We start from the raw sequence: 26,871 nt of genomic DNA, 5'->3' as shown, positions 1-26,871 counted from the left end.
TTGGCATGGGTAGTGCCGATCCCCCTCCCCCTTGTGGGGAGGGGTTAGGGGTGGGGGTGATGCCTCAGCCTCGCCTGCAAAGAATCCACTCAACCGCTGCAGCGAGGTCATCAACGACGGCGCTCGGGTGCGGCGCGTGGCGGCTCTCGTCACCGGCACGATACTTGCCGGTCCGCACCAGCAGGGCCGATCCGATGCCCGCCTTCAGGGCGCCGGCGACATCGCTTTCCGCATCATCACCGACCATGACCGCCTGTCCCGGCAGGCAGTCCAGCCCGGCGAGCGCGGCGTGGAAGAAATCGCGCGACGGCTTGCCCAGCACTGTCGCCTGCTTGCCGGCTGCGAATTCGAGTGCTGCGACGAAGGCACCGGCATCGAGGCTGAGGCCTCCGTCGGCGTCCTTGAAAGTGCGGTTGACCGCAAGCGCGAGAAATTCGGCACCCTCGATGAGTTGCCGGAAGGCGGCGTTCATCGTCGCATAGGTGAAGGCCTCGGCGGCATCGCCGACCACCACTGCCTTCCTCTCGCCGAACGTGTGTCCGGCGAATTCGGGCACGAGGTCGGGATGCACGAGCAGGTGCGGCGCGCAGCCTTCGCGAGCAAGCCATTCGACGGCTGCACGGGCAGGCGTCAGCAATTCATCGTCGCCGACCTCGATGCCGAGGGCGGCGAGTTGCCTGATGATGGCTGCACGTGGCGAACGCGTGGTGTTGCTGACGAAGCGGATGGCAAGGCCTTCGCCATGCAGCCGACGAATGGCTTCGATTGCACCGGGGATCGCCGCGTCGCCGTCATAGACGACGCCCGAAAGGTCCAAAAGCACCGCGCGTATCATCGGCGAAGGATGGCGAAGCATCCTCCATTCGTCAAACCGTCAGCAATCAGGCGGCACGGCTTTCGCTGCCGATGCGCGAGCGCATGTTTTCGGCGAGCACGGCTTCGAGGCGCAGCGCCACTGCCCGGCTCCATTCGTCCGACAGCTGTGTCTCCACCACAGGAGGCAGCGCCATCAGCCGGTCGACGATGGAATTGGTGCGCGAGCGGTCGAGCAATGCCTCGATCTCCGGCTCGTTCGTATTTGCGATGAAAGTCTTTTGTTCCCGTCTCATGACGCCGTAACTCACTGATTCGACGGGCGTCTTGAGGGCGAGAAAGAGGCAATTCAGCGGCAAGGGGGAAAGCGGCTCCCCCTCGCCTGATGGTTGTCCGGTTCAGACATAGCGGTTGACGACGTTCTCCAGATATTCCTGCCGGCCCGACTTCGGCTGCGGCTCGATGCCATCGGCGGCGACGCGCGCGGCGATCTGCTCGAGGCTGCGCTCGCCAGAAAGCATCGCCTTGGCTTCAGTCGAGTTCCAGCCGGCGTAACGCGCGTCGAGCGGGGCGGACAGTGCCTTGTCCTCGATCATCTTCGCAGCAGCCTTGAGGCCGCGGGCGCAGGCGTCCATGCCGCCGACATGGGCAACCAGCAGGTCTTCGGGGTCGAGCGACTGGCGGCGCAGCTTGGCGTCGAAATTGGTGCCGCCCGTCTTGAAACCGCCGCCCAGCAGCACCTGGTAGTAGGCCAGCGCCATCTCGGGCACGTTGTTGGGGAACTGGTCGGTATCCCAGCCCGACTGGTAGTCGTTGCGGTTCATGTCGATCGAACCAAAGATGCCGAGCGCATTGGCGGTCGCCAGCTCGTGCTCGAAGGAGTGGCCGGCCAGGATCGCGTGGCCCTGCTCGATGTTGACCTTCACCTCCTTCTCCAGCCCGTACTTCCTGAGGAAGCCGTAGACGGTGGCGACATCGTAGTCGTACTGGTGCTTGGTCGGCTCCTGCGGCTTCGGCTCGATCAGGATGGTGCCGGTGAAACCGATCTTGTGCTTGTAGTCGACGACGAGGTTGAGGAAGCGGCCGAGCTGGTCGAGCTCGCGGCCCATGTCGGTGTTGAGCAGCGTCTCATAGCCCTCGCGGCCGCCCCACAGCACGTAGTTCTCACCTTTCAGCCGCTTGGTGACGTCGATGCAGTGCTTCACCGTCGCGGCTGCATAGGCAAAGACATCCGGGTCGGGGTTGGTGGCGGCACCCGACATGAAGCGGCGGTTGGAAAACAGGTTTGCCGTGCCCCAGAGCAGCTTGACGCCGGTCTTGGCCATCTTGCCTTCGAAATGGTCGGCGATCTCGTCGAGACGCTTGGCACTCTCGGCAAAGGTGGCACCCTCGGGCCGCACGTCGGCATCGTGGAAGCAATAATAGGGAACGCCAAGCAGCGAAAACAGCTCGAAGGCGACGTCGGCCTTCAGCTTGGCATGCTCCATGGTCTCGCCGAACCAGGGCCGCTCGAAGGTCTGGCCGCCGAACGGATCGCCGCCCGGCCAGGCGAATGTGTGCCAGTAGGCGACCGCGAAGCGCAGGTGGTCTTCCAGCCGCTTGCCCAGCACCACCTGGTCGGCATTGTAGTGGCGATAGGCCATCGGGTTGGTGCTGTCGGGGCCTTCGTAGCGGACGGGCTTGATGTCGCCGAAATAGCCGGTGCTCATGGGAGAACTCCTTTCATTGAGTACGCATGACCGCCCCGGACCGGGCGGCCGCAAGAATTCCGAATTCGATTACCTCAGGCGTAATTGGTTCCAGTCGGCACTGCTGCGACAAGGGTCGCGTTATCAAAGACAAACCCGACGGAGAGCAGAGATGACCGACTACAACGCCATCGCCGAAGCCTACATCGCCGCCTGGAACGAGACCGACGCGACCGCCCGCATGGCGCTGGTCGAGGCCGCCTTCACTTCCGGCGTGACCTATCGCGACCCCATCATGCAGGGCGACGGCCACGGCGGCATCGACGCGCTGATCCAAGGCGTGCACAGCCAGTTCCCCGGCTTCCGCTTCAAGCTCAAGGGCAAGGCCGACGGCTTCGGTGACCATATCCGCTTCTCCTGGGGCCTCGGCCCCGACGGCGCGGAGGCCGTGATCGAAGGCTCCGACTTCGCCACCCTCGAGAACGGCCGCCTGAGCATCATCACCGGCTTCCTCGACAAGGTGCCCGGCTGATCTGGCTCGGGCGCTCACATCGTCCCCCGGATCGCCGGATAGAGTTTGCGATAGCGCTGGTAGGCCTCGTCATAGGCGCCTGCCAGTGTGGCCACCGGCTCGATGGTTTCGGCTGTCGCAGGCGGCGTGCAGACCTGATGCGGGTCGGCGCCTTCGGCGGCGATGAGGCCGAGGCGCGCAGCACCGAAGGCAGCGCCGAAATCACCGTCGGCAGGAATGTCGACCGGCAGGCCGAGCGCGGTGGCGATCGACTTCAGCCAGTAGCGCGAGCGCGAGCCACCGCCGATGGCCGTCACGCGTGTCAGCGAGGTTCCGGCATTGGCCAGAGCTTCAAGGCTGTCGCGGAAGGCAAATGCCACGCCCTCTAGCACGGCCTGCGTCAGTCCGGCGCGGTCGATCTCATGGGCAAGGCCCGTGAAGGAGCCGCGGATCGCCGCGTCGTTGTGCGGGGTCCGTTCACCCGAGAGATAAGGCAGGAAGGTCACGCCCGAAGGCGCACGCAGATCGTCGCCGAGTTCGCGGGTCAGTTCGGCGGCATCCTTGCCCGTGATGTTGCTCAGCCAGTTGAGCGAATCCGTCGCCGACAAGATGACGCCCATCTGGTGCCAGGCGTTGGGCAGCGCGTGGCAAAACGTATGCACGGCACTTTCCGGATTGGGCAGATAGGCGCCGTTGGCCGCAAACAGCACGCCCGAGGTGCCGAGCGACACGAAGGCCGCGCCCGGCCTGACCGTGCCCATGCCGCATGCGGAAGCCGCGTTGTCGCCCGCGCCGCCGGCAATCGTCACCGCCTGCCCCATGCCCCATTTCGAAGCCAGTTCGCCACGCAGCGTCCCGGCCCGCTCGGTGCCCTCGACCAACGACGGCATGTGTTCGGTGCCGAGGCCCGTGGCAGCCAAAAGCTCCGGCGACCACCGCCGCGCGGCGACGTCAAGCCAGGACGTGCCGGCCGAGTCGGACATTTCGGAGATGTACTCGCCCGCCAGCCAGAACCGGAGATAGTCCTTGGGCAGCAGTACCTTTGCCACCCGGGCGAAGACGTCAGGCTCGTTGGCCTTCACCCAGGCGAGCTTGGGTGCGGTGAAGCCGGGGAAAACGATGTTGCCGGTAATCTTGCGAAAACGCGGGTCGGCGTCGAGCGCGGCCGCCTCGGCAAAGCTGCGCGTGTCGTTCCACAGGATGCAGGGACGAAGCACCTTGCCCGAGGCGTCGAGCAGCGTCGCACCATGCATCTGCCCGGACAGGCCGATGCCGCGCAGGGCAGCGATTTCCCCTGGATGTGCCGCCTTGAGCTCGGCGATCGCCTCTTCGGTGGCGCGAATCCAGTCAGCCGGATCCTGCTCGGACCAGCCGTGGTGCGGCCGCGACACGTCGAGCGAACCGTGGCCGGAGCCGATGATCTTCTGGTCAGCGTCCATCAGCAGCGCCTTCACGCCTGACGTGCCGAGATCGAGCCCGAGATACATGCCATTCCTCCCGAATGAGCGACGCGGACGCGAAGCGTCCATCCTCTCACGTCATTGGCCGGCCTTCATCGCCAACAGGCAAAACGGCCGGGCCATCGTCCCGTTCCTCCGACGGACGCCGCTTATTAGCAAATATTCCAGGGTCGGGTCGACATTTATTTCGGAACTCGCAAAAAATAATCGGACGTTCGACCCAGCGGCTCTATAAGCAGCGTCGGAGGTCGACGGACTGATTGCCAACTCTGGGCTCAAAAGCTCAAGAAGGCGGACGAGGCATTGCCTCTGGTGCAGTCGATCGCAAGGTGGTCTTATCAAGCCGAGGAGACGTGAATGGTTGTGAAGACATTCATCATAACGCCAGAATACGTCAGCTTTTACGCTGCTGGCAGGCGCGAGGTCGCGCCTGTAGTTGACCACGACCATGGGCGTATCGCGGCAACACGTGATTGTATCACCATTCCATCTCTCTATTCGAACGACGGGGATACCACGGTGGTTGTCGGGCCACTCTCGGAATTGAACCAGACGTTAACGCCGGACCACGACGGCTTACTCGACACCCCTCACCGGCTGCTGATGCTGTCGGATGCCCTAATTGACATCGCAGACATCCCGGTTAGCAGCACAAGGACGCACATCCGTATCTGGGTCAACCATCCAACACAGCCTGACCACGTCGTGATCGGCTGGGCGGACGGCTAGATGTGGCATGCCTGATCGTCAGCCGTGCGCCAGAAGCGCCGCGCGCTGGATGAACAGGCCCGACAGCGGGCTCGTCGGGCGCGCGTGGTTGCGGGCGGAGGCGAGCTTCACCGCCAGCGCCTCGTCGCCATCGCGCAGGGCCGCTTCGATCAGCGTCAGTTCGATCACGTCGCGCTGGGCATGGCTGCCGCCGAAGCGGTGGGCGATGGCCCTGACCGGCCCAAGCAGCCGCACCGTCTCGCCATAGCGCCCTTCCCCGAAGGCCTTGATCGCCAGCGTGACGGGGTGGCCGACGTCGCGCGTGAAAGCGGCGTTGTCGTCGTCGCGGGCGATCGCCTCGCGCTGGGCGTCGAGCATCGCCTTGGCCGGCGCTTCGAGACCGGCGCCGACGAAGGCCATCATCGCATGTGCGTCGTTGAAGGCGTAGTTGCCGGCCGCAGCCTTGGGCGCCCAGTTGGCCGCAAGGCTCGCCCAGCGGTCGCCGACATCGACGCCGCCGAGATGAAGCCGCCACAATATCGCCGAGGCATCGACCATGTTGAGCGCCAGCTTCGACTGCGCGCCGTAGATCGGCCCGTCATAAAGCGTCAGCACCTCGTCAGTCTCGCCGAGGTCGTAGTGAAACAGCGCCAGGTGCCACCAGTTGTGAACCTGGAGAAAGCTCTCCTTTGTCCAGGCGTCCGAGTTGCCGCGCATCCAGGCGATGCCGTCGCGCTGGCGGCTCTGCATCTCCATCACATGCGCCACCGCATGCTGGGCCCAGCCATCGCGCGGTTCCATCTCGACAGCTTGCCGGCCCAGGGTCTCGGCATGCGCATATTCGCCCATCTCCTCTAAGCCGAAGGCCTGCATGCCGAGGATGGCGTGATAGCCCGGCATGCCCCTGCTCCACGCCGGCATAGCCTTGGCGATGCGATCGCGCAGCATCGGCGCATTGCCGGTGAAGAAGTCGATCTGGTGTCCGGCCTGCAGCGCCAGCGCATCGGCGGGATGCTCCGCCGTCAGATCGGCGAGGATATGCCCGGCCTCGTGCCAATGGCCCGCTGCGAGACAGCCGAGGGCTGCGACATGCGCCTTCTCACGGGCCGTTGCAGCGAGCACGGCGGCGGCAACATGGCAGTCCCGCGCGACCGCCATCGCCTCGCGCTCGGTGGCGAGGCCGTAGAGCCAGCCCTTCAGCACATGCGCCATGACGAAATCGGGCGCAGCAGCGATCGCCTTGTCGGCCGAGCCGACCGGATCGCCAACGAAGCGCTGGAGTTCGCTCACCCCGCGCTCGTAATGCGCGGCGGAAGCCTCGTCCGCGCCTGAAAGCGCAAGCCCGAGCCGGTCCTTCACCACGGCCGAAGTCCTCAGTGCCCCGAACGGGTTGCCGCCGCGGCAAGACCGGCGCCGACAAGCAAAGTGCCGCCGGTGCGGTTGAAGATGCGGATCGCGCGAGGATTGGACACAACACTGCGGGCGCGCGCGGCGACCAGCGCGTAGCCGAAGGCATTGGCGAAGGCGAGCGTCAGGAACGTCACCTCGAAGATCAGCATCTGGGTCCAGAAATCGCCGCTGCGGTCGATGAACTGCGGCAGGAAGGCGACGAAGAAGGTGATGCTCTTGGGGTTCAGCGCCGTGACGATCCAGGCATGCGCCATCATCTTGGCGGCCGACGCCGCATCCGTGCGCGGCTTGGCCTCGAGCGTCCCGCCGGCGCGGAACAGCTTTATGCCGAGATAGATGAGATAGGCGGCACCGATCCACTTGAGGATGGTGAAGACCGTGGCCGATGCCGCCAGCAGCGCGCCGATGCCGAGCATCGACAGCGTCATCGCGGTGAAATCGCCGAGTGCCACGCCCACCGCCATCGGCAGTGCGGTGCGCCAGCCCTGGCCGAGCGCATAGGACACCACAAGCAGGATGGTCGGCCCCGGAATGACGAGCAGCACCGCAGACGCGGCGGCAAAGGCGGCCCAATTTTCGAACGACATGAAAAGCTCCCTGATCAACAACGGGATCAAGCTCCGCCGCTGCGCGGTTGTAAAGCCCTTGAGGCAACACACGCGGCGTTCATGCTTTCTCAACCGTGAATGATGAAAATGCCACCTATCCAGCCGGGGTTCGCCCCGGTGCCTGGCCGCCCCCGCGTTTAGAGTGGAATTGTGCCGTGTCGAAATCGCCTGCTTCGCCGGTCTCCGGCCCAACCGATCATGCCCCGAAACTGGCCTCGCGCCGCAACGTGCTTTTTGGCCTCGGCGCCGCCGGGCTGCTGGCCGGCTGCAGTCGAAGCATGGAGATGGACCTCGCCTCGATCCAGATCGACGACTACACCACCGGTTCGATCCGGCCCAGCATCAGCGTCGACAAGCAGGTAACCCGCCCCGAGCTGATGTACGCCTCCTTCACCGACGAAGGCTACCAGTTGCCGGAGATCCCCTTCGCCAAGGTCGATCCAAAATTCCGCCGCCAGATCGTCGTCGACCCAACGGGCGAAGCGCCCGGCACCATCGTCGTGCGGCTGCAGGAGCGTCATCTCTATCTCGTCCAGCCGGGTGGCGACGCCATCCGCTACGGCGTCGGCATCGGCCGCGACGGCTTCCTCTGGAACGGGCGCGCCAACATCCAGTACGGCAAGAAATGGCCGCGCTGGACCCCTCCGGCGGAAATGATCGCCCGCAAGCCGGAACTCGAGAAATGGCGCGCCGGCCAGCCCGGCGGCCTCGACAATCCGCTCGGCGCACGCGCGCTCTACATCTTCAAGGACGGCCAGGACACCGGCTACCGCGTCCATGGCTCGCCGGAATGGTGGACCATCGGCCAGGCGATGTCGTCGGGCTGCGTCCGCATGATCAACCAGGACGTCATCGACCTCTTCAGCCGCGTCAACGGCAAGACGCCGATCGTCGTCAGCTAGGCTGCGGATAGCTTTAGAACCGACTGAATCTCCCATTGCGTCCGGTCGCCAGAAGGGCGAATGTGCCGGAAATCAGCACTGGGAGGACAGCGTCCATGCCTTCGACATTCGTCATCGCGCAAGGCGGTGGACCAACGGCCGTCATCAACCAGACGATGGCCGGCGCCGTGCTCGAAATCCGCCGGCGCCATCCCAAGGCGCGCGTCCTGGGCTCGCGCCACGGCGTCCGCGGCATCCGCGACGGCGACTATGTCGACCTGACCGATATTCCCGAAGAGCAACTGCTGCGCATTGCTGCGACGCCCGGCGCCGCCCTTGGCAGCACCCGCGACAAGCCTGATGCCGCCTATTGCGATGTCATCCTCGAAGGCCTCAAGAAAGCCGACGCCCGCGCCTTCATCTATATCGGCGGCAACGACACCGCCGGCACCCAGCAGATCCTGACCGACGCGGCGCAGGGCAGCATCGCCTTCGTCCATGCACCCAAGACCATCGACAACGACCTCGAAGAAAACGACCACACGCCGGGCTTCATCTCGGCGGCCGAGTTCGTCGCCGGCGCCTTCCTCAGCGTCGATCTCGATTTTCGCGCTCTGCCCGGCATCTATGTCGGCATCGTCATGGGTCGCCATGCCGGCTTCCTGACGGCGGCAGCCGCAGCGTGGCGCGACGAGGACACCGACGGCCCGCACCTGATCTACGTGCCCGAACGTGCCTTCTCGGTGCCGCGCTTCATCGACGAGGTGAAGGCGACGCTGGCCCGCCATCGCCGCTGCGTCGTTGCGGTCTCCGAGGGCGTCAGCACCGCCGACGGCAAGGCGCTGGTGGAAAGCATCGTGCCCGCCGACAAGCTCGAACGCGACGCCCATGGCAACATCAAGCTTTCGGGCAGCGACCTGAGCCGTGCCTTCGAGAACGCCCTCGCCGAAGGCCTGCCGGGCAAGCGCGCCCGCGTCGACGCGCTCGGCTACATGCCGCGCGGCTACATCGGCGCGGTCAACGCCGTCGACGCGCAGGAAGCCTTCGACGCCGGCGTCTTCGCCATCGATGCGGCAGACAAGGGCGGCGGCTCGGTGGCGCTGAAATATGAGGGCGGCAAGACCGTGTTGAAGCTGGTGCCGCTGGCCAATGTCGCCGGCAAGACCCGCCACATGCCGGACGACTTCATGCTGCCCGACGCCAACCACCTCTCCGAAAAGGGGCTGGAGTATCTGCGCCGGCTGGTGCCTGGCAGGTTCAAGATCGGCAGGCCATTCGTTTGAACCGACGCTTGGGCTGGTTCTCGAAAAGCATCGTCGACGCAACGACGACGATGCTGACCGAACCGTTCGTCACCGACTATTGCCGCGCCAATATGTGGCTGGTGCGCGGCCGTGACATCGACATGCTGGTCGACACCGGCATGGGCATCTGCCCGCTGGCGCCCGAGATCGAAACGACACCCGGCAAGCCCCTGCTCGTTGTCGCCACCCATGTCCATCTCGACCATGTCGGCTCGCTGCATGAATTCGCCTGGCGCGCCGGCCCCCGCATCGAGGCGCCGTTCTTCGAGACCATGCCCGACACGGCGACCTACGCCCACATGTTCCGCAATTTTCCAGGCGACGTATCGGAACTGCCCTGGCCCGGTTGGCGGTCCGCCGACTACGCTGTCAGGCCCGCCCCGCTGCACCGCCTGCTCGACGAGGGCGACGTGATCGATCTCGGCGACCGCCGCTTCACGGTGCTGCACCTGCCCGGCCATTCGCCGGGATCCATCGGCCTGTTCGACGAACATGACGGCACCTTGTTTTCGGGCGATGCCATCCATGGCGGGCTGCTGGTCGACGACATGCCGGATTCCGACCGCGCCGACTACTGCGACACCATGCGCCGCCTCATCGGCCTACCGGTGCGCGTCGCCCACGGCGGCCACGCCGACAGCATCGACGGCGCCAGGATGTGCGAGATTGCCGAGGATTATCTGAGACGGAACGGCGGCTAAGAGCGTCGCTCAGCGCTCGAAGCCCCCTCACCGTCTCGGGCTTCGCCCGAGCCAACCCAAGTCCTGCGAGTTCGCACTCTAACGGCGGCAAGCCGGAGCCTGCGCGATTGGCGTTTCATCGCCCCCACGAAGTGGGGGAGAGGAAACGCGGCGAAGCCGTGACGGTGAGGGGGAGCCTCTTGAGGCTAAACGCTGGAGATCAGCCCAGCCCCTCCTCGAACCCGCTGATCGCCTTGACCTCAAGGAAATCCTCGAGCCCCCACTTGCCGCCTTCGCGGCCGAGGCCCGACTGCTTGTAGCCGCCGAAGGGGCTGCCATAGGGGCGCTCGGTGCCGTTGATCTGCACCATGCCGGCGCGAAGCTTGCGCGCCACGCGCTGGGCGCGGGCCTTGTCACCGGTCTGGACGTAAGCCGACAGGCCGTAGGGCGTGTCGTTGGCAATGGCGATCGCTTCTTCTTCCGTTTCGAACGGGATCATCGCCACCACCGGCCCGAAGATCTCCTCGCGGGCGATGCGCATGTCGTTGTTGGCGTCGGCAAAGACCGTCGGTCGCACGAAGTAACCGCGGTTGAACCCTTCGGGCCGGCCGAGCCCGCCGGCAACGACGCGCGCGCCCTCCTTGATGCCGGCATCGATCATGCCCTGCACCTTGTCGAACTGGACGTCGGACGACAGAGGGCCGATATGGTCCCCGTCCTCGGCCGGATTGCCGACCTTCACCGTGGCCGCATATTTCGCCGCAATGTCGACGGCCTTGTCATAGACCGGGCGCTGCACCAGCATGCGCGACGGTGCGTTGCAGGACTGGCCGGTGTTCTCGAAGCAATGCGCCAGCCCACGCGTCACCGCGTCGGTGAGGTCGGCATCGTCGAAGACGATGTTGGGCGACTTGCCGCCGAGTTCCAGCGTCACGCGCTTGACCGTCTCGGAAGCCGCCTTGGTCACCGCCACGCCGGCGCGCGTCGAGCCGGTGAACGACATCATGTCGATGCCGGGATGGCGCGACATCGCCTCGCCGACGGTCGGGCCGTCGCCATTGACCATGTTGAACACGCCGGCCGGGAAGCCCGCTTCCTCCATCATCTCGGCAAAGACAATCGACGACATCGGCGCGATCTCCGACGGCTTCAACACCACCGTGCAGCCCGCTGCCAGCGCCGGCACCACCTTCAGCGCTACCTGGTTCATCGGCCAGTTCCATGGCGTAATCAGCCCGCACACGCCGATCGGCTCGCGCACGATGCGCTCCTGCGGATTGGCCGCGTTGAGCGGCTCTTCGAATTCGAAGCGCTTCAGCACCTCGATGAAGCTCTTGATGTGCCCCGCGCCACTGGAGGCCTGCGACTCGAGCGCCAGCTTGATCGGCGCGCCCATCTCCCAGGAAATCGCCTGGGCCATGTCGCGCACGCGCCTGTTATAGGCGGTGAGCAACTTTTCGAGCAGCGCGAGACGCTGTTCGCGGCTGGTCGCACTCCATGCCGGGAAAGCGCGCTGTGCTGCTTCCACCGCCTTGTCGACATCGGCGGGCGACCCCAGCGAAATCACCGCAAAGGCCTGCTCGTCGGCCGGGTTGATGACCTCGAGCTCCTTCGCAACCGCGGGCGCGACCCATTTTCCGTCGATGAAGAAATTCGTCTTGCGCAGCATGGCAGGCTCCTTGGTACATGACCCGAAAAACGGGACTTTGCAGTGTTGGCAGACTTCTAGAACGGCGCGCGGCACGTTCATGTCCTGATTCCGACCGCATTTGTAGGCTGGCTGTCCCCGTGCGGGAAGGCTTGGGTCACTGCTTGACCGCTCGTGCCACAATGTCAGTAGGTTTTGGTAATGTGGCCGGACATGGGTGGATCGCACGCCACGTTGTTTTATAAGGCTCGTCCATCGAGGCCACCATCATGTCCATCACAGGTTCGCGTCGCCAGGCGGCGATCGCCTTCATCTTCGTCACCGCCGTGCTCGACATCGTGGCGATGGGCATCATCATCCCGGTGCTGCCCTCGCTGATTGAGGAGTTCGCCGGCTCCAACGCCGACGCCGGCTGGATCAATGGCGTCTTCATCGCGCTCTGGGCCTTCATGCAGTTCGTCTGCTCGCCGATCATCGGCTCGCTGTCGGATCGTTACGGCCGCCGCCCCGTCATCCTGCTGTCGACCGTCGGCCTCGCCGCCGACTACGTGCTGATGGCGCTGGCGCCGAACCTGTGGTGGCTGGCGCTTGGCCGCATCGTCGCCGGCATCACCTCGTCGAGCTTCACCACCGTCTTCGCCTACATGGCAGACATCACCCCGCCCGAGGGCCGCGCCCGCGCCTATGGCCTGATCGGTGCTGCCTTCAGCGCAGGTTTCGTTGCCGGGCCGCTGATGGGCGGTTTCCTCGGCGAGATCTCGCCGCGCGCGCCGTTCTGGGTGGCGGCGGCGATGAGCGGGCTTGCCTTCCTCTATGGCGCCTTCGTCCTGCCTGAATCGCTGCCGCGCGAAAAGCGCATGGCCTTTTCCTGGCGCCGCGCCAATCCGTTCGGCGCGATGATGCTGCTGCGTTCGCACCCGGAACTGACCGGACTCGCCGCGGTGACCTTCCTGCTGCATTTCGCCCATCACGTCTTCTCGGCGCTGTTCGTGCTCTATGCCGCCTACCGCTACGGCTGGCATGCCTGGGAAGTGGGCCTGCTGCTGGCGATGGTCGGCGTGCTCGACATGATCGTGCAGGGGCTGATCGTCGGCCCGGTCGTCAAGCGCTTCGGCGACCGCACGACGATGGTGTTCGGCCTGTTTGCCGGCGCCTTCGGCATCGCCTGCATGGGCTGGGCGCCGACCGGCTTCTGGTTCACGCTGGCGATCATCCCCAACGCCTTGTGGGGCCTCGCTATGCCGACCACGCAGTCGCTGATGACCCAGCGTGTTTCCGAGTTCGAGCAGGGCCAGCTGCAGGGCGCCAACATGAGCGTGGCCAGCATTGCCGGCGTCGCCTCGCCGCTGTTCTTCGGCGCGGTCTATGCCTGGACGCTGAGCGAAGATACGCCGATGCCCTACCCCGGCCTCGCCTTCTACCTCGCCGCAGTCGTGCTGCTGTCGGCGGCATTGCTCGGCTGGGCGGTCGCCCGCAAGGCCGACCGCGCCGACACGGCGGAAGAGACGGTCTGAGAATATCAGCCCAGCCTCAGCGCATGGGCGAGACCTTCAACGAGACGATCTCGAACGGCATCGCGCCATAGGTGGCAACGGTCTGCTCGTGCTCCCATTCGCGGAATTGCCGCGACGGACGCGCCGCGAGCGTCAACGCACCAAGGGCTGGGTCGGGCTGGATGACACCGCGAAACCGCAATGTCAGCCGGCCTCCCGACTTGCCGAGCTTGCGATAGCGCAGCCGCGCGAAATGCCGTTCGCCGCCATTGAGCTCCATCTCGATGCGCCGGCGCACCGGCGGCACGTCCATGCGCACGACGATGTCGATCTCCGCCTGCGCGCCACCGCCAATCGTCGGCGGCATAGGCACCGGCTGCGACAGCGCCGGAGTGCCCGGCCCGGCATCGGCCGTCGCGGCGGCGCGACGGCCGTGCCACTGGACGTCAGGCAATTCACGCTCGCGAAGCGCTCGCTTCTTGCGCATCCGCAACTGCTTGGCTACCCCGCGCGAAAGCCACGTCAGCCCCTTGAAATCGGTTCGCGGCTTGGCCTGGAGCAGCGAGCCGATGCGGGATGCTCCGGCGCGGTCGGCCAGCGCGACAATCCGTTCCAGCGCGCCGGCAGGCACGGGCGCGGACATTTCCGCTGCGAGATAGGTCAGCGCCACCGCTGCCGGCACCGCCAGGCGGCGCCGGGCGACGATTTCGCAGAACACCTCCCAGTCAAACGCGCAGGTGCCAATCGCCGTCGCGCTGTCGACCAGCCAGTCGCTGTGGACATGGGCATCGAGGCCGCCATGGCCGATCGCCAACGCGACCCGGTCGGCAGCCGAAGGCACCAGCACGCCAAGGCCGGAAAAGGTCGCCGGCAAGGCGCGCTGCCAGATCGCCTCATCGTCAGCCGCATCGGCCTGCGACCAGTCATAGGCGACCTGATGCAGGTCGATGTCGCCATAGCTGCCCTTGAAGAAGTTCATCGAGCGTACGGTGCCCAGCCGCGGCTTGAGATATTGCGGACTGACACCTGTCGACACATGCCAGTCGCCATGGCGCAGCACGTCGAAGGCAATCGCCATATGCTGCGGCCGCACCAATATGTCGATGTCGTGGGCGACGCGGCCACGCTGCGCCGCCGGATCGACCGCGATGCGGCTGGCGCCCTTGAGCAGCATGATCGACGCACCGCCGTCGGTGATGCCCTTCAGCGCAGGCTCGGCCTCGCGCATGGCGAGCCGCGACTTGGTCCACAGCATCTTTTGCAGCCCGGCGAGACGCGGATAGGCAGGATGGGCGGCCAGCGCCTTGCCGAAACGGTCGGCGATGGCTGCAAGCAGCCGATGCTCGCGAAACTCGACCGCGTCGATGTCGTTGGCGTCCAGCCAACTCAATGCCTGGGCTTGCGCTGCCTGCTGGTCCGGCAGCAGCACGGCCTTGAGCAACTGGTCGAGCCCGTTGGTCGGCCATGCCCAGCCATAACAGGGGAAGCGCCGGCTGATGCGGCGGGATGCGGATGCCATCAGCCCTGCCCGGAATTCTTGAGCTTGCGCCGCAGCATGGCCATTCTCGCCACTTCGAGATAGCCGCGGTCGCGGTCGGGATCGCGGCCATAGGACATGCTGCCCGGCAGTATCCGCCGCAGCGAAAGCACCTCGTCGATCATGCCGAACTGATGGCCGTCCTCGCGGGCGCGGCCCAACCAGTCGATCATCTCGCCACGGTTGCCTGGTGGGTCGATCACCGGCCCGACGGCGAGCGCCACATCGCGGCGAACCAGCATCGTCGTGCGCGACCAGCCGGGAACGACCTGGCCAGTGCCGGTATCGGCTTCGCCATGCCTGAACGTCCGCCAGAGCGTGAAGACGGCGGCCAGTTGCGGCATCTCTTCCAGCCTGCGGAACTGCCGCTCGATCTTTTCGGGCAGCCACAGGTCGTCGGCATCCACCGTGGCGATGTGGGGATGCGAGGTCAGCGCAAAACCTCTGGTCGTTGCGCTGCCCGGACCGGCATTGTCCTGCCTGACATAGCGGATGCCGACGCCCGACTGCCGGGTGGCGGCCTCGGTCTCGTCCGTCGAGCCGTCGTCGACGACGATGATCTCGGCCGGAGCGACGCTCTGCGCCGCAACCGAGCGCAGCGTCTCGGCGATGGTCCGGGCCGCATTGTAGGCGGGAATGACGACGCTGTACTTGGCCACCTAGCGCCCCCCGCCCAATCCACGCTCGTCGACCTTGATCAGATTCTGAAAGCTGCCGAGCGACGGGTCGCGGCGGCGACGCACGATGGACTTGTGGCAAGCGCGCAGGAACTCGCGCCGCACCTCCGCTCGGTTGGCCATCAGGCTGTCCGGATGCTGGCGATAGTAAAGCGCGATCGTGTCTGGAAAGACATGGCGCGCGTGCTGCTCAAACACGCGAAACAGGAAATCGGTATCCTCCGACTGAGCCAGTTCTTCGTCAAAAGGCCCGATCCGATCGATCAGGCCCCTCGCGTAGATTCCTGCCGAAAGATGGATCCCGCGAAAGACACGTTCGTCACAACCTTCGGCGGGCTCCAGGGCCTCTTCGTCGACCAGGTCGACCATGCGCATGTAGGAATAGGTCAGTTCGAGCGCCGGGTCGGCCTTGAAATATGCGAGGTCGGCAGCGAAACGGCCGGCTGGCGAAATGTCGTCGGAATCGAGGAAGGAAACGAACTCGGTGTCATCAGAGAGCTGCCGCAAGCCCGCGTTTCGCGCCCTGGTCACACCGGCGTTCGGTTGTGAAAACAGGCGGATCGGCGCCCCGTCCCCGATGAAGGCGCGGATGACGTCCGCAGTACCGTCCGTCGAGCCATCGTCGATGACGATGATGTCGAGGTCCGCGGCATCGCACTGGCGCAACACCGAGCGAAGCGCCGAGCCGACATACGTCTCGCGATTGTAGACAGGCACGACGATGCCCAGCTTCATGGCTTTCCCCCAACCAGGAACGCAGCGATCGTCTCCGCGATTTCCTCGCCGCGCCTGCCCAACGCCAAGTGGAAGCACGGCAGGCGTCGTGTCAGCTCGCCAAAGAACCGGAAGCCGCTCTCGCGTTCGCCGGGCATCTGCGCGATCCCCGACGGCGCCAGCGCCATCAGCGCGTCCTTGCGCGAAATCGGCGTGATTGCGCTTTTTGCCTCGCCCGAAATCCGCGGCACCATCAGGGCGACGATGTCGAGTTTTTCGGCCACGCCGCCCGGGGACAGGTCCTGGACCCTGAACTGGTATTTGCCTTGCCAATTGAGCGGGCCCGGGTCGGGCAGCCGACTGGAAAGTCCCAGCCGGTCGAAGCCCGCGGGGTCCTGCTTCAGCGTGGTGAACAGCGCACGCGCCACCGAACGTTCGCCGTCGAACTCGACCAGCACATAGTCGTCGCCGACGCTGTCGAGCCCGGCGAGCAGGCCGGCCGCAACCGTGCCGGACTTGCCCGCCCCGCCTGCCCCGGCCAGAAGCACGCCCCTGCCGCCAGCGCCGAGCGTTCCGGCATGGGTCAGCCGCATGCCGCGCGCCGCATATTCCCAGTGGAGAAAACACCGCAACGGCGCACCGAACTCCCATGGCGGGCAGCCATCGGCGGAAAGCATGAGCTGGACGCCCAATCGCTTCTCGACGTCGTAGCACTGCCAGTAGCGCAGGTCGTGGAAATAGTGTCCGCGCAACCCATCGGCCTCGAGCCTCTCAGAGAACGCTTGCGGGTTGAACAACGCCTCGCCCCACTGGGCCGGCGTCGGCACTGAGCCTATTCCGGGATGCGCGAGGAAGATGCGTGCCGGCTGCCGATGTCCGGCATCTTTCGCCGTTACCATGCCATGGCCGAGCGCCGCCCCCAGTTCGCCGTGATCGGAGAACACGTCGATCGACAACCCCGGCAGCTCGACCCGGCTTTGCACGGGAAAGCTCCCGGCGCCGGCCTCGCATGCGGCCAGAACCTCGCGCGCATAGTCGGCAAGGCCATCAAGGGTTACCCGTTGCATCTGTGCCCAATGAGTTGACTGGAGAGAAAAAGTACGACTGCCGGCAGCCGCACCTACTGCCTGACCACCGGCCAGCCGGTGGGCTCGTCGACATCGTGGATCGGGTCGACCATGACCAGGTCTGCAAGCTCGTCGTGCATGTCGATCTTGAGGCCGTCACGTGCCGCAGCCAGGCGCGCAGCCAGCTCGGGCGAAAGGGCCGTGGGCGCAACCTCAGCCGCGGGCGAAAGCAGCCCATATTCGCCGAGCCTGGCGATGAAGGCATCGAGATCGTCTGCTGCGATCACGCCGCTGCCGCAATCCCGGCCAACGAGGCTTGCCGGCGAAACATGCGCAATCAGCGCCTCCCATACACAGCTGCCGCTGTCCGAGAAGCCGAAATATCGGCCGCTGGCGAGATCGAGAACGACCGCATCGCCATCGAACGTCTCATAGACGATGTCGCTGCCCGAGACCGCGTAAATCGACGAAAACCCCATTACCCACACCTACCCCTAGGTTACCTCTGAGATGCAGTGCTTATCAAGCAAGCGCTTATATAAGCAACCTGCATCCAGGTGGCGCCGTATATCCGGTTGCATCCATTGGCGCAATACTCGCCTCTAGATTGTTATTGGTAGTATTTTTTAGTGCCTGCGGAGCAGACGTTCCGAAGGCGTTGATGGCACAGCGTCTCTTTGCGGGATTGTTCGACCGCGTTCAACCCAATACGCGCTGCCGCTCAGTTTCGCTCGACCGGCTTCGAGCGCATGCGCGAGACCGTTTCGCGCTCGGCACGCTTGCAGCGCATTGGCGGCAGGCCGCGATCCATCAGGGCCATGTCCTCCAGCACCATGTCGCCCATGCGCTTGAAGGCGATGTCCAGCGCACCGGCACGGTGGGCGGAACGCAGGAACCCGGGCAGGGACCGAACGGGATGGTCCTTCGCCGGCGGCTCCTCGGGAAAGACATCGCTGGCAGCCAGGATATGGCCGCTTCGGACAGCATCCATCAGCGCGTCGAAATCGACAACTCCAGCACGGCTGAGCAGGATCAGCGCCGCCCCCTTACGCATGCTGGCAAACGATCTTGCATCGAGAAGGCCCCGATTCTCGCTTGTCACCGAGGCGACGACAAAGACGAAGTCGCTGCCCAAGAGCACCTCGTCGAGCGACGCCGGCTCTACACCGTTCTCCCTGAGTACCGATGGCGGCAGCCACGGGTCGAAGGCCCTGACGCGGGCGCGAAAGCCTTGGAGCAGTCGGTTCAGCGCGTTGCCGAGATCGCCGAAGCCTATGAAGCCGATGTCGGCGCCAGACAGCAGCCGCGCCGAAGCGTTGCCCTCGGCGCCCCAGAGTTCGCGGCCCTGGCGGAAGGCGAGGTCGGCGTCGGTGATGCCGCGCGCAAGGTCGAGCGCAAGGCCGAGGCCGATCTCGGCTACCGGCTCGGCGAAGACCTGGCTGGTCGTCACCACATGCACGCCACGCGCGAATAGGTGCTCGTAGGGCATGTTGTCGAGCAGGTTGCCCTCGACGTTGAAGATGCAGCGCAGCGACGCCATCGCCGCGACCGTGTCCGGCGACAGCGCCGGCTGTCCGATCAAATAGCGCACACGTCCCAGGATTACAGGATCGAGCCCGGCGATGTCCTCGGGCTCGACCTCCAGCACCTCGTTCTCATCGCGTAGCCTGGCCAGCGCCTCGGGCGCAAAGATCAGCTCCAGCGTGCGCGGCCGGGGCGCGCTGAGCACGAGCGGCCTGGCTTGATCGGACATGCTTTCCTCCCGGCGCTTCTGCCGTCGTCAGCCGTGGTCAAGGCCCAGCGCCTCGATCAGGTGCTCGCCGGTGATCACCCGCTCGACCTCCTCGATGGTCGATTTCTTCGGATCGATGTTGTCGGCAACGATCTTGCCGCCGCGCATGACAACGATGCGGTCGACCACCTGGAAGACATGGTGGATGTTGTGGGCGATGAAGATGCAGGAATGGCCGGTATCGCGCACCTCGCGCACGAAGCGCAGTACGCCTTGCGTCTCGGCGACGCCGAGATTGTTGGTCGGCTCGTCGAGAATGATCAGGTTGCTTTCGAAGTGCATGGCGCGTGCGATGGCGACCGCCTGGCGCTCGCCGCCCGACAGCGCCCCGATGGGCGTGGTCGGCGGGATGTCCTTGGTGATGCCGACGCGCTTGAGCAAGGTCCGCGCCACCTCGTTCATCGCATCGTGGTCGAGCCTGTTGAACAGGCGCGCGCCTTTGACCGGCTCGCGCCCGAGGAACAGGTTGCGAGCGATCGACAGTTGCGGCACCAGCGCCGAGTCCTGGTAGATGGTCTCGATGCCGTTGGCTATGGCGTCGGTGGTGCTCTTCATCTGCACCTCCTTGCCCTTGACGTAGATCTGGCCGCTGGTCATCGGCACCGCGCCAGACAGCACCTTGATCAGCGTCGACTTGCCGGCGCCGTTGTCGCCGAGCAGGCCGACGACCTCATGGGTATTGACCGTCAGCGAGACGTCCCGGAGCGCATGGATGCGCCCATAGTACTTGTTGATGTTCTGCATCCGGACGAGTTCTTGGGTCATCGCTCAGGTCCCCGCATTGTGTCGGCGTTCGAGCCAGGAGTGCAGCGCCATCATGGCGAGGATGATCGCGCCGATGAAGATGTTGTAGGCGAGGCCGGGCACGCCGACCATGACGATGCCGTTGCGCATGATGCGCAGGATGAAGATGCCGATCACGGTGCCGATGATGGTGCCACGCCCCCCGGTCAGCACCGTGCCGCCGATGACCACCATGGCGATCACTTCCAGTTCATAGCTCGTGCCGCTGTTGGGGTTGGCAGCCGAGGTGCGAATTGAGCTGATGATGCCGGCAAAGGCCGCCATCGCCGACGAGGTCATGAACAGCAGTACCTTGGTGCGCCGGACATTGACGCCGCGCGCCCGCGCCGCGTTGGGATTGCCGCCCGAGGCCTGGATCCAGTTGCCGGCCTTGGTCTGGGTCAGCACGTAATGGGCGAGGAAGGCAAACAGCACGAACCACAGCAGGGACATGTAGACGCGGAAGCCGCCGACGTAGAACTCGCCGACCAGGAGTTGCGCCAGCCACTGGTCCTCGGCGTTCCAGGTGCGCTGCGGGAAACCGTCGGTGATGTAGAGCGCCGAGCCGCGCGCGATCAGAAGCATGCCGAGCGTCACCAGGAAGGACGGGATGGCGAGCCGGGTGACGAACCAGCCATTGACGAAGCCGATCAGCATGGCAAGGCCGATGGCGATCAGGAAGGCCACGGGCAGCGGCGCAAGGCCGGTGTTGAACACCGTCCACATCACCACCGCCGACAGGCCGAACACCGAGCCGACGGACAGGTCGAATTCGCCCGAAGTCATCAGCAGCGTCATGGCCAGCGCGATAAGGCCGAGTTCGACAGTGAAGGCGAGCGTGTTGGAGATGTTCAGCGGCGACAGGAAGTCCGGATTGATCGACCAGAAGATCGCGATTTCCAGGATGAGCAGGACCAATGGCCCGAATTCCGGCTTCGCGATGAAGCGCTGCACAAATGATCGATTGTCCATGACTGATCCGTGAAAAGACGTTGGTCGTCAGGTGGAATGGCCTCGCCGCCGCGGTCCTGGATGCGAGCACCCGGGAGGCGGCATGACCGAACCTGCAGCGGACCGTTGCGTCGAATATGAAACGGCGCCGGCGGAGATTCTCCGGCCCGGAATGTCCGGACCGGAGGCTTTGGCAGGCTTATTTGCCGGCCAGGATGTCGTCGTAGAGCTGCGCCCGGTCCTTCTCGTAGAGCGAGCCGACGATGATGTCGAAGCCGGGCGGGATCTTGCTGGCAGCCATCGCCGCCATCGACAGCGCCATGTAGCTGGTCGCCTGCGGATCCTGCCACTGGGCGGCGTTCACATAGCCTTCCAGCACTTCCTGGGTGGTGTCGCGCGAGTTGCCCCAGCCGACGACCGGGATCTCACCCGGCTTGACGCCGGCCTGGTCGAAGACGCGCTTGATCGAGCCGGTGACGAGGTCGCCGAGACCGATGATCGCCTTCACCTTGGCCTTGTTGGCGGTCAGGTAGTCGGCCATGCGGGTGATGATCTCCGCCTGGTCGAGCGTGGCGTCGGTGACTTCCCAGGTGATGTTCAGCGGCTTGAAGACGCTTGAGATGCCCTCTTCTTCCTGCACGCCATAGGTGGCGCCGGGAACCTCGACCGGCATCCAGACGAAATCGCCTTCCTTCACCAGCTTCTTGTCGACCAGGTACTGCGCCCAGCCCTTGCCGAAGGCGACGTTGTTGCCGCCGACATAGGCGTTGAAGTTGGCGGTCGGATCTGGCGTGTTCATGTTGATGATCGGAATGCCCGCGGCGCGGGCCTCCTCGGCCACCTTGACCAAGCTGCCCGGATCCGGGCTCGAGGTCACGATACCGGATGCCTTGGCCGCGATGGCGGCGCGAATGGCTTCCTGGTGCGCCGGCACGTCGCCATTGTGGAACGACGTGTTGACGGTGTTGCCGGTGTCGTCGGCCCATTGCTTGGCGCCAGCCAGGAAATAGGTCCACACCGGATCGGCCGGCGAGCCATGCGACACCCAGTAATACGTCTTCTTGGCCTGCGCATAGGCGGTCGATGCCATCCCGAGGCTGGTCGCCACCAGCGCCGCCGAGATGACGGCTATTGTCCTTTTCAGCACGGTTTTCTCCTCCTCATCCGGGCGGGATGCCCCCGCTCCGCTTTTCAATCCGACGTATGCAGAGCAACGCCCGGCAACCGGACGCGCGCGCTATCGTCGATGGATTGGCCCTCCAGCCACCGTGCAATTCCTCCCGCACGGTGAATGCTCAAAATGATGCTTTTTCAGGATCATTTTGATGCTCGAAAAGTGGCGTAACGGCAGATACGAGTCAAGCGCGAATCCCGCCAGACCAGCGAATTGGCGACCCAGCTTGGGAAACTTGGGATGCGGCCAGGGGAAGCGGCGCACAGATACGCAGACACACCTCATTTTGAGGCATGATCATCGCCGAATAGATGCACGAGACGCCGCAGTCAGCCAGTGAAGAAGCCGCCATCGAACGGCAGCGCCAAGCGCTCGCCGCTGCGATCGACAATGGTCAGCTCATCGCCCGACATCTCGATGTCGGTGACTTCGCTCCAGCCGACCGGCGCCGGAACTGCACCAAAGGCATAGCGAACGACCTTGCGCCCGCCGCCAAGCTCGATGTCGGTGGCGACGCCGTCCGGCATATGCTCGCCGGGCTGCAGATGGATGCCGGTCGCCGCTTCCTCGATACCGAGCACGGCGATGTGGCGGCTGTTCCAGGGCGCATAGCGGCGCCCGCCATTGCTCATCCACAGCACCGTCTGCGGCAACACGCTGGCATCCTTCAGCGCAAAGAACAGGAACCCGTCCTCGGCGGCCAGCGCCGCCGACCAGCCGATGCGGCGTCCCGGCTGCTCCGACAGCACCACGATGTCCTCGTGCCCATGGTCGAACGGATAGCGGCTGAGATCCGCCATCGCCCCGTCGTCGCGACGGACGGCGGAGAGATCAGTGAAGGATTGCGGATAGGAAAGGATCGAGCGCCCCCGCGCCGGGTCCGTCTCGGGTGGAGCGGCCATCGTCCGTCCGTCGGACTTGGGCGAAAAGCTCAGCCGCGCGCTGCCAGGCACCCGGATCATGGCATGATGCGCTATCGGCAGCCTGCCTGTCCCGCCCTCGAAGACATGGGTCTGGTAGACCACCGGCTCGCCGGGCCGCAGGGCAATCGCCTTTTCAAGCCGCGCGCCCGAAACTTGCTGCTCGAGCCTGTAGACCGCGCTGACGCCACCGCCGGCCGTGGCTGATTGTTCGCCGCCTTCCCAGTCGCCATTGGCCGACCAGCCATGGATCGGCACGCCGGGCTCGCTTCGCGCGAACGGCGCACAGAAGAAATCGCCGGCCAGCCGCTGCTCCACAGGAGCCACGCCGTCGGGCAGCGTCTCGCCGCTGTCCAGCCACGGCGCGCGATGCAGCGGCCGGATCGTCTGGCCGCCAGATTCGATCGCCAGATCGTCGATCACCCCGCCCTCGCGGTTGAAGCGCAACGAGATGCCGTCGGCCGAGATCACATCCATCTGGAAAGTCCTATGGCCCTGAGATTACGCAATATCCGGCGACTTGCTCAGACCTCGCTCGGAATATTTTCCCGGAACACCGACTGGATTCGGATGGTCGTCGTCGGAATGTTCGGCTCGTCGCGCACCGCGCGCACCAGCCGGTCAATCGCCTCGCGCGCCTCGACCTGGGCATTCTGGTCTATCGCCGCGTCCATGACCCCACTCAGCAGATAGTGCCGGGTCTGGTCGGTCAAGTCGTGACCGATGAAGATCACCGACTTGTCACGCCCCGTTTCCGTCAGCGCCCGCGCCACGCCGTCCTGGCCGGCGCCGATGCAATAGATGGCAAGCAGATCGTCGTGCTCCTCGAGCAGCGCCCGCACCTCGTCATGCGCCCTGTCGGGGTCCTCGTGCACCTCGCGCACGGCAACCACGTCGAGCCTGGGGAAACTCTCCGACAGCACGTGGCGGAAGCCCATCTCGCGTTCCTCATGGCCGCGATAGGCAAGCGCGCCGGCAAGCAGCGCCACCTTGCCCGCGGCGCCCGGCAGGAAGCGGCCGATCAGATAGCCGGCCAAGCGGCCCGCCGCCCGGTTGTCGATGCCGACGTAATTCATGCGCCCGACATGACTGATATCGGACACCAGCGTCAGCACGGGAACGCTTGACGCAATCAGCCGCCGCACCGCCTCGCGCACCGACGGGCTGTCCAGCCCGATCAGCCCGACGCCCTGGCAATTGGCCCGCAGACCGCCGAGCGCGGCCGCCGTCTGCTCCGGGTCGACGCCGGCCACCCGATGGATGACGACATCGACATCGCCGCGCAGCTCCGCGCGGCGCTCGATCTGGCTGACCAGATCTGCCATGAAGGCGTTGCTGCCGCCGGGCAGCACGAAATCGAGGCAAACCGTGCCCGATGCCGACGGCGCCGGCTCGCCAGCCAGGTTGGCGGCAATCGCCAGCACATGCTTGCGGGTGTGATCCTGCACCCCGGCACGGTTGTTCATCACCCGGTCGACCGTCGCCTTCGAGACGCCGGCCAGCCTCGCGATTTCATCCATCTTCGGTCGCGAACTGGCCACGGAACCCCTCTCCGGCATTGCAACAGCCGCAAACTATGGCGGCCATTTCGGCCGGTCAACGTCAACCTGATATCAAAATGATGCTTTTTTAGTGGAAGCGCGGGTTTCCCACTGGTTCCAATCTGCATTTGCCTCGGCCAAGGCTTGACGCAGCGCAATTTCTGCCGATAGCATCAAAATGAAACATCATTATGATGCTTCTGATTTTGAAATGCTGCCGACCATGACACCGACACCCAGAGACTACAGCCTGATCGGCCGCGACGCGGCGCTCGCCGAGGCCAACGGCATCGCCGCCGCCGAATGGTACTCCTGCCCTATCCCGCGCAAGCAGCTGAAGGAGCTGATGAAGCGCAGCGACGGCCCCGCCCTGCGCGACACCGCCATCTGGGTAGCAGCGCTTGTCCTGTCCGCCGCCGGCGGCATCCATTTCTGGGGCAGCTGGTGGGCCGTCCCCTTCTTCCTGGTCTATGGCGTGCTCTACGGCTCGTCGAGCGACAGCCGCTGGCATGAAGCCGGCCACGGCACCGCCTTCAAGACCCGCTGGATGAACGACGTGCTCTATTACGTCGCCAGCTTCATGATCCTGCGCGAGCCGACCGTCTGGCGCTGGAGCCACACCCGCCATCACACGGACACCATCATCGTCGGCCGCGACCCCGAGATCGCCGTGCCGCGCCCGCCTGATGTCGTCGCCCTGCTGCTCAACATCTTCGCCCTGAAGAGCAGCCTGATGACGCTGAAGTCGCTGTTCATCCATGCCTCCGGCCGCCTCAAGCCGGACGAGGCCACCTTCATTCCGGAAATGGAGCGCTGGAAAGTCTATCTGGTGGCGCGCATCTATCTCGCGATCTTCGCCGCCGTGATTGTGGCCTGCGTCTGGATGGGCAGCATCCTGCCCGCCATGCTGGTCGGACTGCCCAGCCTCTACGGCGGCTTCATGACCATCTATTTCGGCCTAACCCAGCATGCCGGCCTCGCCGAGGACGTGCTCGACCACCGGCTCAACACCCGCACCATCTACATGAACCCGCTGTTCCGCTTCCTCTACTGGAACATGAACTACCATGTGGAGCACCACATGTTCCCAATGGTGCCCTATCACGCGCTGCCCAGGCTGCATGAGGCCATCAAGGACGATTGCCCCGAGCCTTACCCCAGCACCATCGCCGCCTATCGCGAGATCATCCCGACCATCCTGCGCCAGGTGCGCGAGCCCGCCTTCCACGTCATCAGGCGCCTACCCGACGGCAAGACGCCGGTGCCCTACAACCACGGCGCCATCATCAATCCGGCCGAATAGGCCGTCGGAGACCCATCATGCCGGAACAGTGGATCAACGCCTGCGACACAGACGATATCGACCAGGACGACGTGATCCGCTTCGATCACGACGGCCGCACCTTTGCCCTCTACCGCACCGAGGACGATCGCTTTTTCGCCACCGACGGCCTGTGCACCCATGAGAAAGTGCATCTCTCCGGCGGGCTGGTGATGGGCAACATCATCGAATGCCCCAAGCACAACGGCCGCTTCGACTTCACCACGGGCAAGGCCAAGGGCGCCCCCGTCTGCGTCGACATCGCCACCTATCCGGTCAAGGTTGAGGACGGCCGCGTGCTGATCCAGATCGCCTGACCTTTCAAGCAAGCCCGAACGCCAGCCAAGAGATGAAAATGCAGTCTTCCCAGCCCACCGTCGCCGACCTGCTCGCGCTCAAGGGCAAGCGCCAGCTCACCAAGCTCAGGGTCGAATCGCTCGACGAGGCAGCTGCCGCCAATGCCGCCGGCATCGACATGCTGTCGGTGCCGCCGGAGGTGCTGTCGCTTGAAGGCTTCCGTGCCGTCTGCCCCACTCCCTTCGTCGTCGGCGGCCTCGAGCCCGGTGCCTACATCACCGAGGAGGACTATCTCCGCGTCGCCTTCCGCTTGCTCAAGCTCGGCGCCAACGCCGTCTATTGCGGCGCCAGCCTGAAGATCATCCGCCGCCTGCGTGACGAGGGCATCCCCGTCGTCGGCCATGTCGGGCTGATCCCGTCGCGCCGCACCTGGACCGGCGGCTTCAAGGCTGTCGGCAAGACCGGTGATTCGGCGATAATGGTCTGGCAGCAGACAAAAGCGCTGGAAGAGGCCGGGGCCTTTGCCGCCGAGATCGAGGTCGTGCCGCCCGCGGTTGCCGAGGCGATCTCAAAACGCACCAGCCTGCTGATGATCTCGATGGGTGCAGGCGCCGGCTGCGACGCGCAATACCTGTTCGCCACTGACGTGCTCGGCGAGCACGACGGCCACTATCCCAGGCATTCCAAGGTCTATCGCGACTTTCATTCACAGTATCAGCGCCTGCAGCAGGAGCGCATCGCCGCTTTCCGCGAATATGCAGCCGATGTTTCGAGCGGCGCCTACCCCGCTGCCAGCCACCTTGTCCGCATGGACGCGGCAGAGCAGGATCGTTTCCTGGCCGAGATGGAAAAGATGCCGTTGGTCTAGGGCAGATCGGGAAGGACCGCGGAAC

27 protein-coding genes are annotated in these 26,871 nt (G+C 65.1%); 9 read left to right on the top strand and 18 right to left on the bottom strand.

All coding sequences use genetic code 11. The features are described 5' to 3' along the window. Positions 1–64: 64 nt before the first annotated feature. The 3 genes from O1Y97_RS08710 to xylA all read right to left on the bottom strand — a co-directional run bounded on the left by O1Y97_RS08710 (position 65) and on the right by xylA (position 2,522). A complete protein-coding gene (locus tag O1Y97_RS08710; protein ID WP_318763749.1) occupies positions 65–856 on the bottom strand; it encodes a TIGR01458 family HAD-type hydrolase in 792 nt (263 codons plus the stop codon). Between the two features lie 25 nt (positions 857–881). Further along, positions 882–1,109 carry a hypothetical protein gene (locus tag O1Y97_RS08705; RefSeq protein WP_318763748.1) on the bottom strand — a complete coding sequence of 76 codons (228 nt, stop codon included), beginning with the start codon at positions 1,107–1,109 and terminating at the stop codon, positions 882–884. Positions 1,110–1,211: 102 nt separating this feature from the next. Further along, a complete protein-coding gene (gene xylA / locus O1Y97_RS08700; protein WP_318763747.1) occupies positions 1,212–2,522 on the bottom strand; it encodes a xylose isomerase in 1,311 nt (436 codons plus the stop codon). Positions 2,523–2,673: 151 nt separating this feature from the next. Between xylA and O1Y97_RS08695 the strand changes: the two genes are divergently transcribed. After that, entirely contained in the window at positions 2,674–3,033 is a 360-nt protein-coding gene (locus tag O1Y97_RS08695; RefSeq protein ID WP_318763746.1) for a nuclear transport factor 2 family protein, read from the top strand. Between the two features lie 14 nt (positions 3,034–3,047). On the opposite strand, the gene xylB is transcribed toward O1Y97_RS08695, so the two are convergent. Continuing rightward, positions 3,048–4,499: a xylulokinase gene (gene xylB / locus O1Y97_RS08690; RefSeq protein ID WP_318763745.1), complete on the bottom strand. Its 1,452-nt coding sequence runs from the start codon at positions 4,497–4,499 to the stop codon at positions 3,048–3,050. Between the two features lie 330 nt (positions 4,500–4,829). On the opposite strand from xylB, the gene O1Y97_RS08685 reads away from it, so the two are divergent. Further along, positions 4,830–5,201 (top strand): hypothetical protein, encoded by a 372-nt coding sequence (locus O1Y97_RS08685; protein WP_318763744.1) that lies wholly within the window; start codon positions 4,830–4,832, stop codon positions 5,199–5,201. Positions 5,202–5,219: 18 nt separating this feature from the next. On the opposite strand, the gene O1Y97_RS08680 is transcribed toward O1Y97_RS08685, so the two are convergent. Then, positions 5,220–6,539 carry a tetratricopeptide repeat protein gene (locus O1Y97_RS08680; protein ID WP_318764177.1) on the bottom strand — a complete coding sequence of 440 codons (1,320 nt, stop codon included), beginning with the start codon at positions 6,537–6,539 and terminating at the stop codon, positions 5,220–5,222. A gap of 14 nt (positions 6,540–6,553) precedes the next feature. Beyond that, positions 6,554–7,177, bottom strand: a complete 624-nt coding sequence (locus O1Y97_RS08675; RefSeq protein WP_318763743.1) for a LysE family translocator — start codon at positions 7,175–7,177, stop codon at positions 6,554–6,556. A gap of 176 nt (positions 7,178–7,353) precedes the next feature. Between O1Y97_RS08675 and O1Y97_RS08670 the strand changes: the two genes are divergently transcribed. The 3 genes from O1Y97_RS08670 to O1Y97_RS08660 all read left to right on the top strand — a co-directional run bounded on the left by O1Y97_RS08670 (position 7,354) and on the right by O1Y97_RS08660 (position 10,084). Beyond that, complete coding sequence (locus O1Y97_RS08670; RefSeq protein WP_318763742.1) at positions 7,354–8,100, top strand: L,D-transpeptidase; 747 nt, start codon at positions 7,354–7,356, stop codon at positions 8,098–8,100. A 95-nt stretch (positions 8,101–8,195) separates the two neighbouring features. Further along, positions 8,196–9,362 carry a diphosphate--fructose-6-phosphate 1-phosphotransferase gene (locus O1Y97_RS08665; RefSeq protein ID WP_318763741.1) on the top strand — a complete coding sequence of 389 codons (1,167 nt, stop codon included), beginning with the start codon at positions 8,196–8,198 and terminating at the stop codon, positions 9,360–9,362. A gap of 50 nt (positions 9,363–9,412) precedes the next feature. Next, the gene (locus O1Y97_RS08660) at positions 9,413–10,084 is read left to right on the top strand and encodes an MBL fold metallo-hydrolase (protein ID WP_318764176.1); all 672 of its coding nucleotides are present in this window, start codon (positions 9,413–9,415) and stop codon (positions 10,082–10,084) included. A gap of 199 nt (positions 10,085–10,283) precedes the next feature. Here the strand turns inward: O1Y97_RS08660 and O1Y97_RS08655 are convergent, their stop codons facing one another. Continuing rightward, positions 10,284–11,732 carry an aldehyde dehydrogenase family protein gene (locus O1Y97_RS08655; RefSeq protein ID WP_318763740.1) on the bottom strand — a complete coding sequence of 483 codons (1,449 nt, stop codon included), beginning with the start codon at positions 11,730–11,732 and terminating at the stop codon, positions 10,284–10,286. A gap of 248 nt (positions 11,733–11,980) precedes the next feature. Between O1Y97_RS08655 and O1Y97_RS08650 the strand changes: the two genes are divergently transcribed. Next, the gene (locus O1Y97_RS08650; protein ID WP_318763739.1) at positions 11,981–13,225 is read left to right on the top strand and encodes a TCR/Tet family MFS transporter; all 1,245 of its coding nucleotides are present in this window, start codon (positions 11,981–11,983) and stop codon (positions 13,223–13,225) included. A 16-nt stretch (positions 13,226–13,241) separates the two neighbouring features. On the opposite strand, the gene O1Y97_RS08645 is transcribed toward O1Y97_RS08650, so the two are convergent. From O1Y97_RS08645 to O1Y97_RS08595, 11 genes are all read right to left on the bottom strand, one after another. Further along, positions 13,242–14,723, bottom strand: a complete 1,482-nt coding sequence (locus tag O1Y97_RS08645; RefSeq protein ID WP_318763738.1) for a nucleotidyltransferase family protein — start codon at positions 14,721–14,723, stop codon at positions 13,242–13,244. Beyond that, positions 14,723–15,400, bottom strand: coding sequence for a glycosyltransferase family 2 protein (locus O1Y97_RS08640; protein WP_318763737.1), 678 nt, complete (start codon positions 15,398–15,400; stop codon positions 14,723–14,725). The genes O1Y97_RS08645 and O1Y97_RS08640 overlap by 1 nt, the downstream gene beginning before the upstream one ends. Then, positions 15,401–16,153, bottom strand: coding sequence for a glycosyltransferase family 2 protein (locus O1Y97_RS08635; protein ID WP_318763736.1), 753 nt, complete (start codon positions 16,151–16,153; stop codon positions 15,401–15,403). It abuts the gene before it with no gap. Next, the gene (locus O1Y97_RS08630; RefSeq protein WP_318763735.1) at positions 16,150–17,199 is read right to left on the bottom strand and encodes a serine kinase; all 1,050 of its coding nucleotides are present in this window, start codon (positions 17,197–17,199) and stop codon (positions 16,150–16,152) included. Before O1Y97_RS08630 ends, O1Y97_RS08635 begins: the two co-directional genes overlap by 4 nt. A 53-nt stretch (positions 17,200–17,252) precedes the next feature. After that, the gene (locus O1Y97_RS08625) at positions 17,253–17,678 is read right to left on the bottom strand and encodes a PqqD family protein (RefSeq protein ID WP_318763734.1); all 426 of its coding nucleotides are present in this window, start codon (positions 17,676–17,678) and stop codon (positions 17,253–17,255) included. A 242-nt stretch (positions 17,679–17,920) separates the two neighbouring features. Further along, positions 17,921–18,952, bottom strand: a complete 1,032-nt coding sequence (locus O1Y97_RS08620; RefSeq protein WP_318763733.1) for a hydroxyacid dehydrogenase — start codon at positions 18,950–18,952, stop codon at positions 17,921–17,923. A 27-nt stretch (positions 18,953–18,979) separates the two neighbouring features. After that, complete coding sequence (locus O1Y97_RS08615) at positions 18,980–19,756, bottom strand: ATP-binding cassette domain-containing protein (RefSeq protein WP_318763732.1); 777 nt, start codon at positions 19,754–19,756, stop codon at positions 18,980–18,982. 3 nt (positions 19,757–19,759) lie between these two features. Continuing rightward, positions 19,760–20,746: an ABC transporter permease gene (locus tag O1Y97_RS08610; protein ID WP_318763731.1), complete on the bottom strand. Its 987-nt coding sequence runs from the start codon at positions 20,744–20,746 to the stop codon at positions 19,760–19,762. Between the two features lie 178 nt (positions 20,747–20,924). Next, positions 20,925–21,872, bottom strand: a complete 948-nt coding sequence (locus O1Y97_RS08605; RefSeq protein WP_108606955.1) for a substrate-binding domain-containing protein — start codon at positions 21,870–21,872, stop codon at positions 20,925–20,927. Positions 21,873–22,228: 356 nt separating this feature from the next. Next, positions 22,229–23,296: an aldose epimerase family protein gene (locus O1Y97_RS08600; RefSeq protein WP_318763730.1), complete on the bottom strand. Its 1,068-nt coding sequence runs from the start codon at positions 23,294–23,296 to the stop codon at positions 22,229–22,231. A gap of 47 nt (positions 23,297–23,343) precedes the next feature. Further along, positions 23,344–24,339, bottom strand: coding sequence for a LacI family DNA-binding transcriptional regulator (locus O1Y97_RS08595; RefSeq protein ID WP_183264562.1), 996 nt, complete (start codon positions 24,337–24,339; stop codon positions 23,344–23,346). A 199-nt stretch (positions 24,340–24,538) separates the two neighbouring features. Here O1Y97_RS08595 and O1Y97_RS08590 point away from each other — a divergent pair, with 199 nt between their 5' ends. The 3 genes from O1Y97_RS08590 to O1Y97_RS08580 are packed head-to-tail and all read left to right on the top strand — an operon-like array spanning position 24,539 to position 26,846. After that, a complete protein-coding gene (locus O1Y97_RS08590) occupies positions 24,539–25,663 on the top strand; it encodes a fatty acid desaturase family protein (protein ID WP_246389726.1) in 1,125 nt (374 codons plus the stop codon). Between the two features lie 17 nt (positions 25,664–25,680). After that, positions 25,681–25,998 (top strand): MocE family 2Fe-2S type ferredoxin, encoded by a 318-nt coding sequence (locus tag O1Y97_RS08585; protein ID WP_183264545.1) that lies wholly within the window; start codon positions 25,681–25,683, stop codon positions 25,996–25,998. Between the two features lie 38 nt (positions 25,999–26,036). Next, positions 26,037–26,846, top strand: a complete 810-nt coding sequence (locus O1Y97_RS08580; protein ID WP_183264546.1) for a 3-methyl-2-oxobutanoate hydroxymethyltransferase — start codon at positions 26,037–26,039, stop codon at positions 26,844–26,846. Positions 26,847–26,871: the final 25 nt, after the last annotated feature.

Source organism: Aminobacter niigataensis (genome assembly GCF_946995915.1).
Classification (GTDB): Bacteria; Pseudomonadota; Alphaproteobacteria; order Rhizobiales; family Rhizobiaceae; genus Aminobacter; species Aminobacter niigataensis.
Note: the sequence above shows the minus strand (reverse complement) of the source record. Positions and strands in the feature narration are given on the sequence as shown.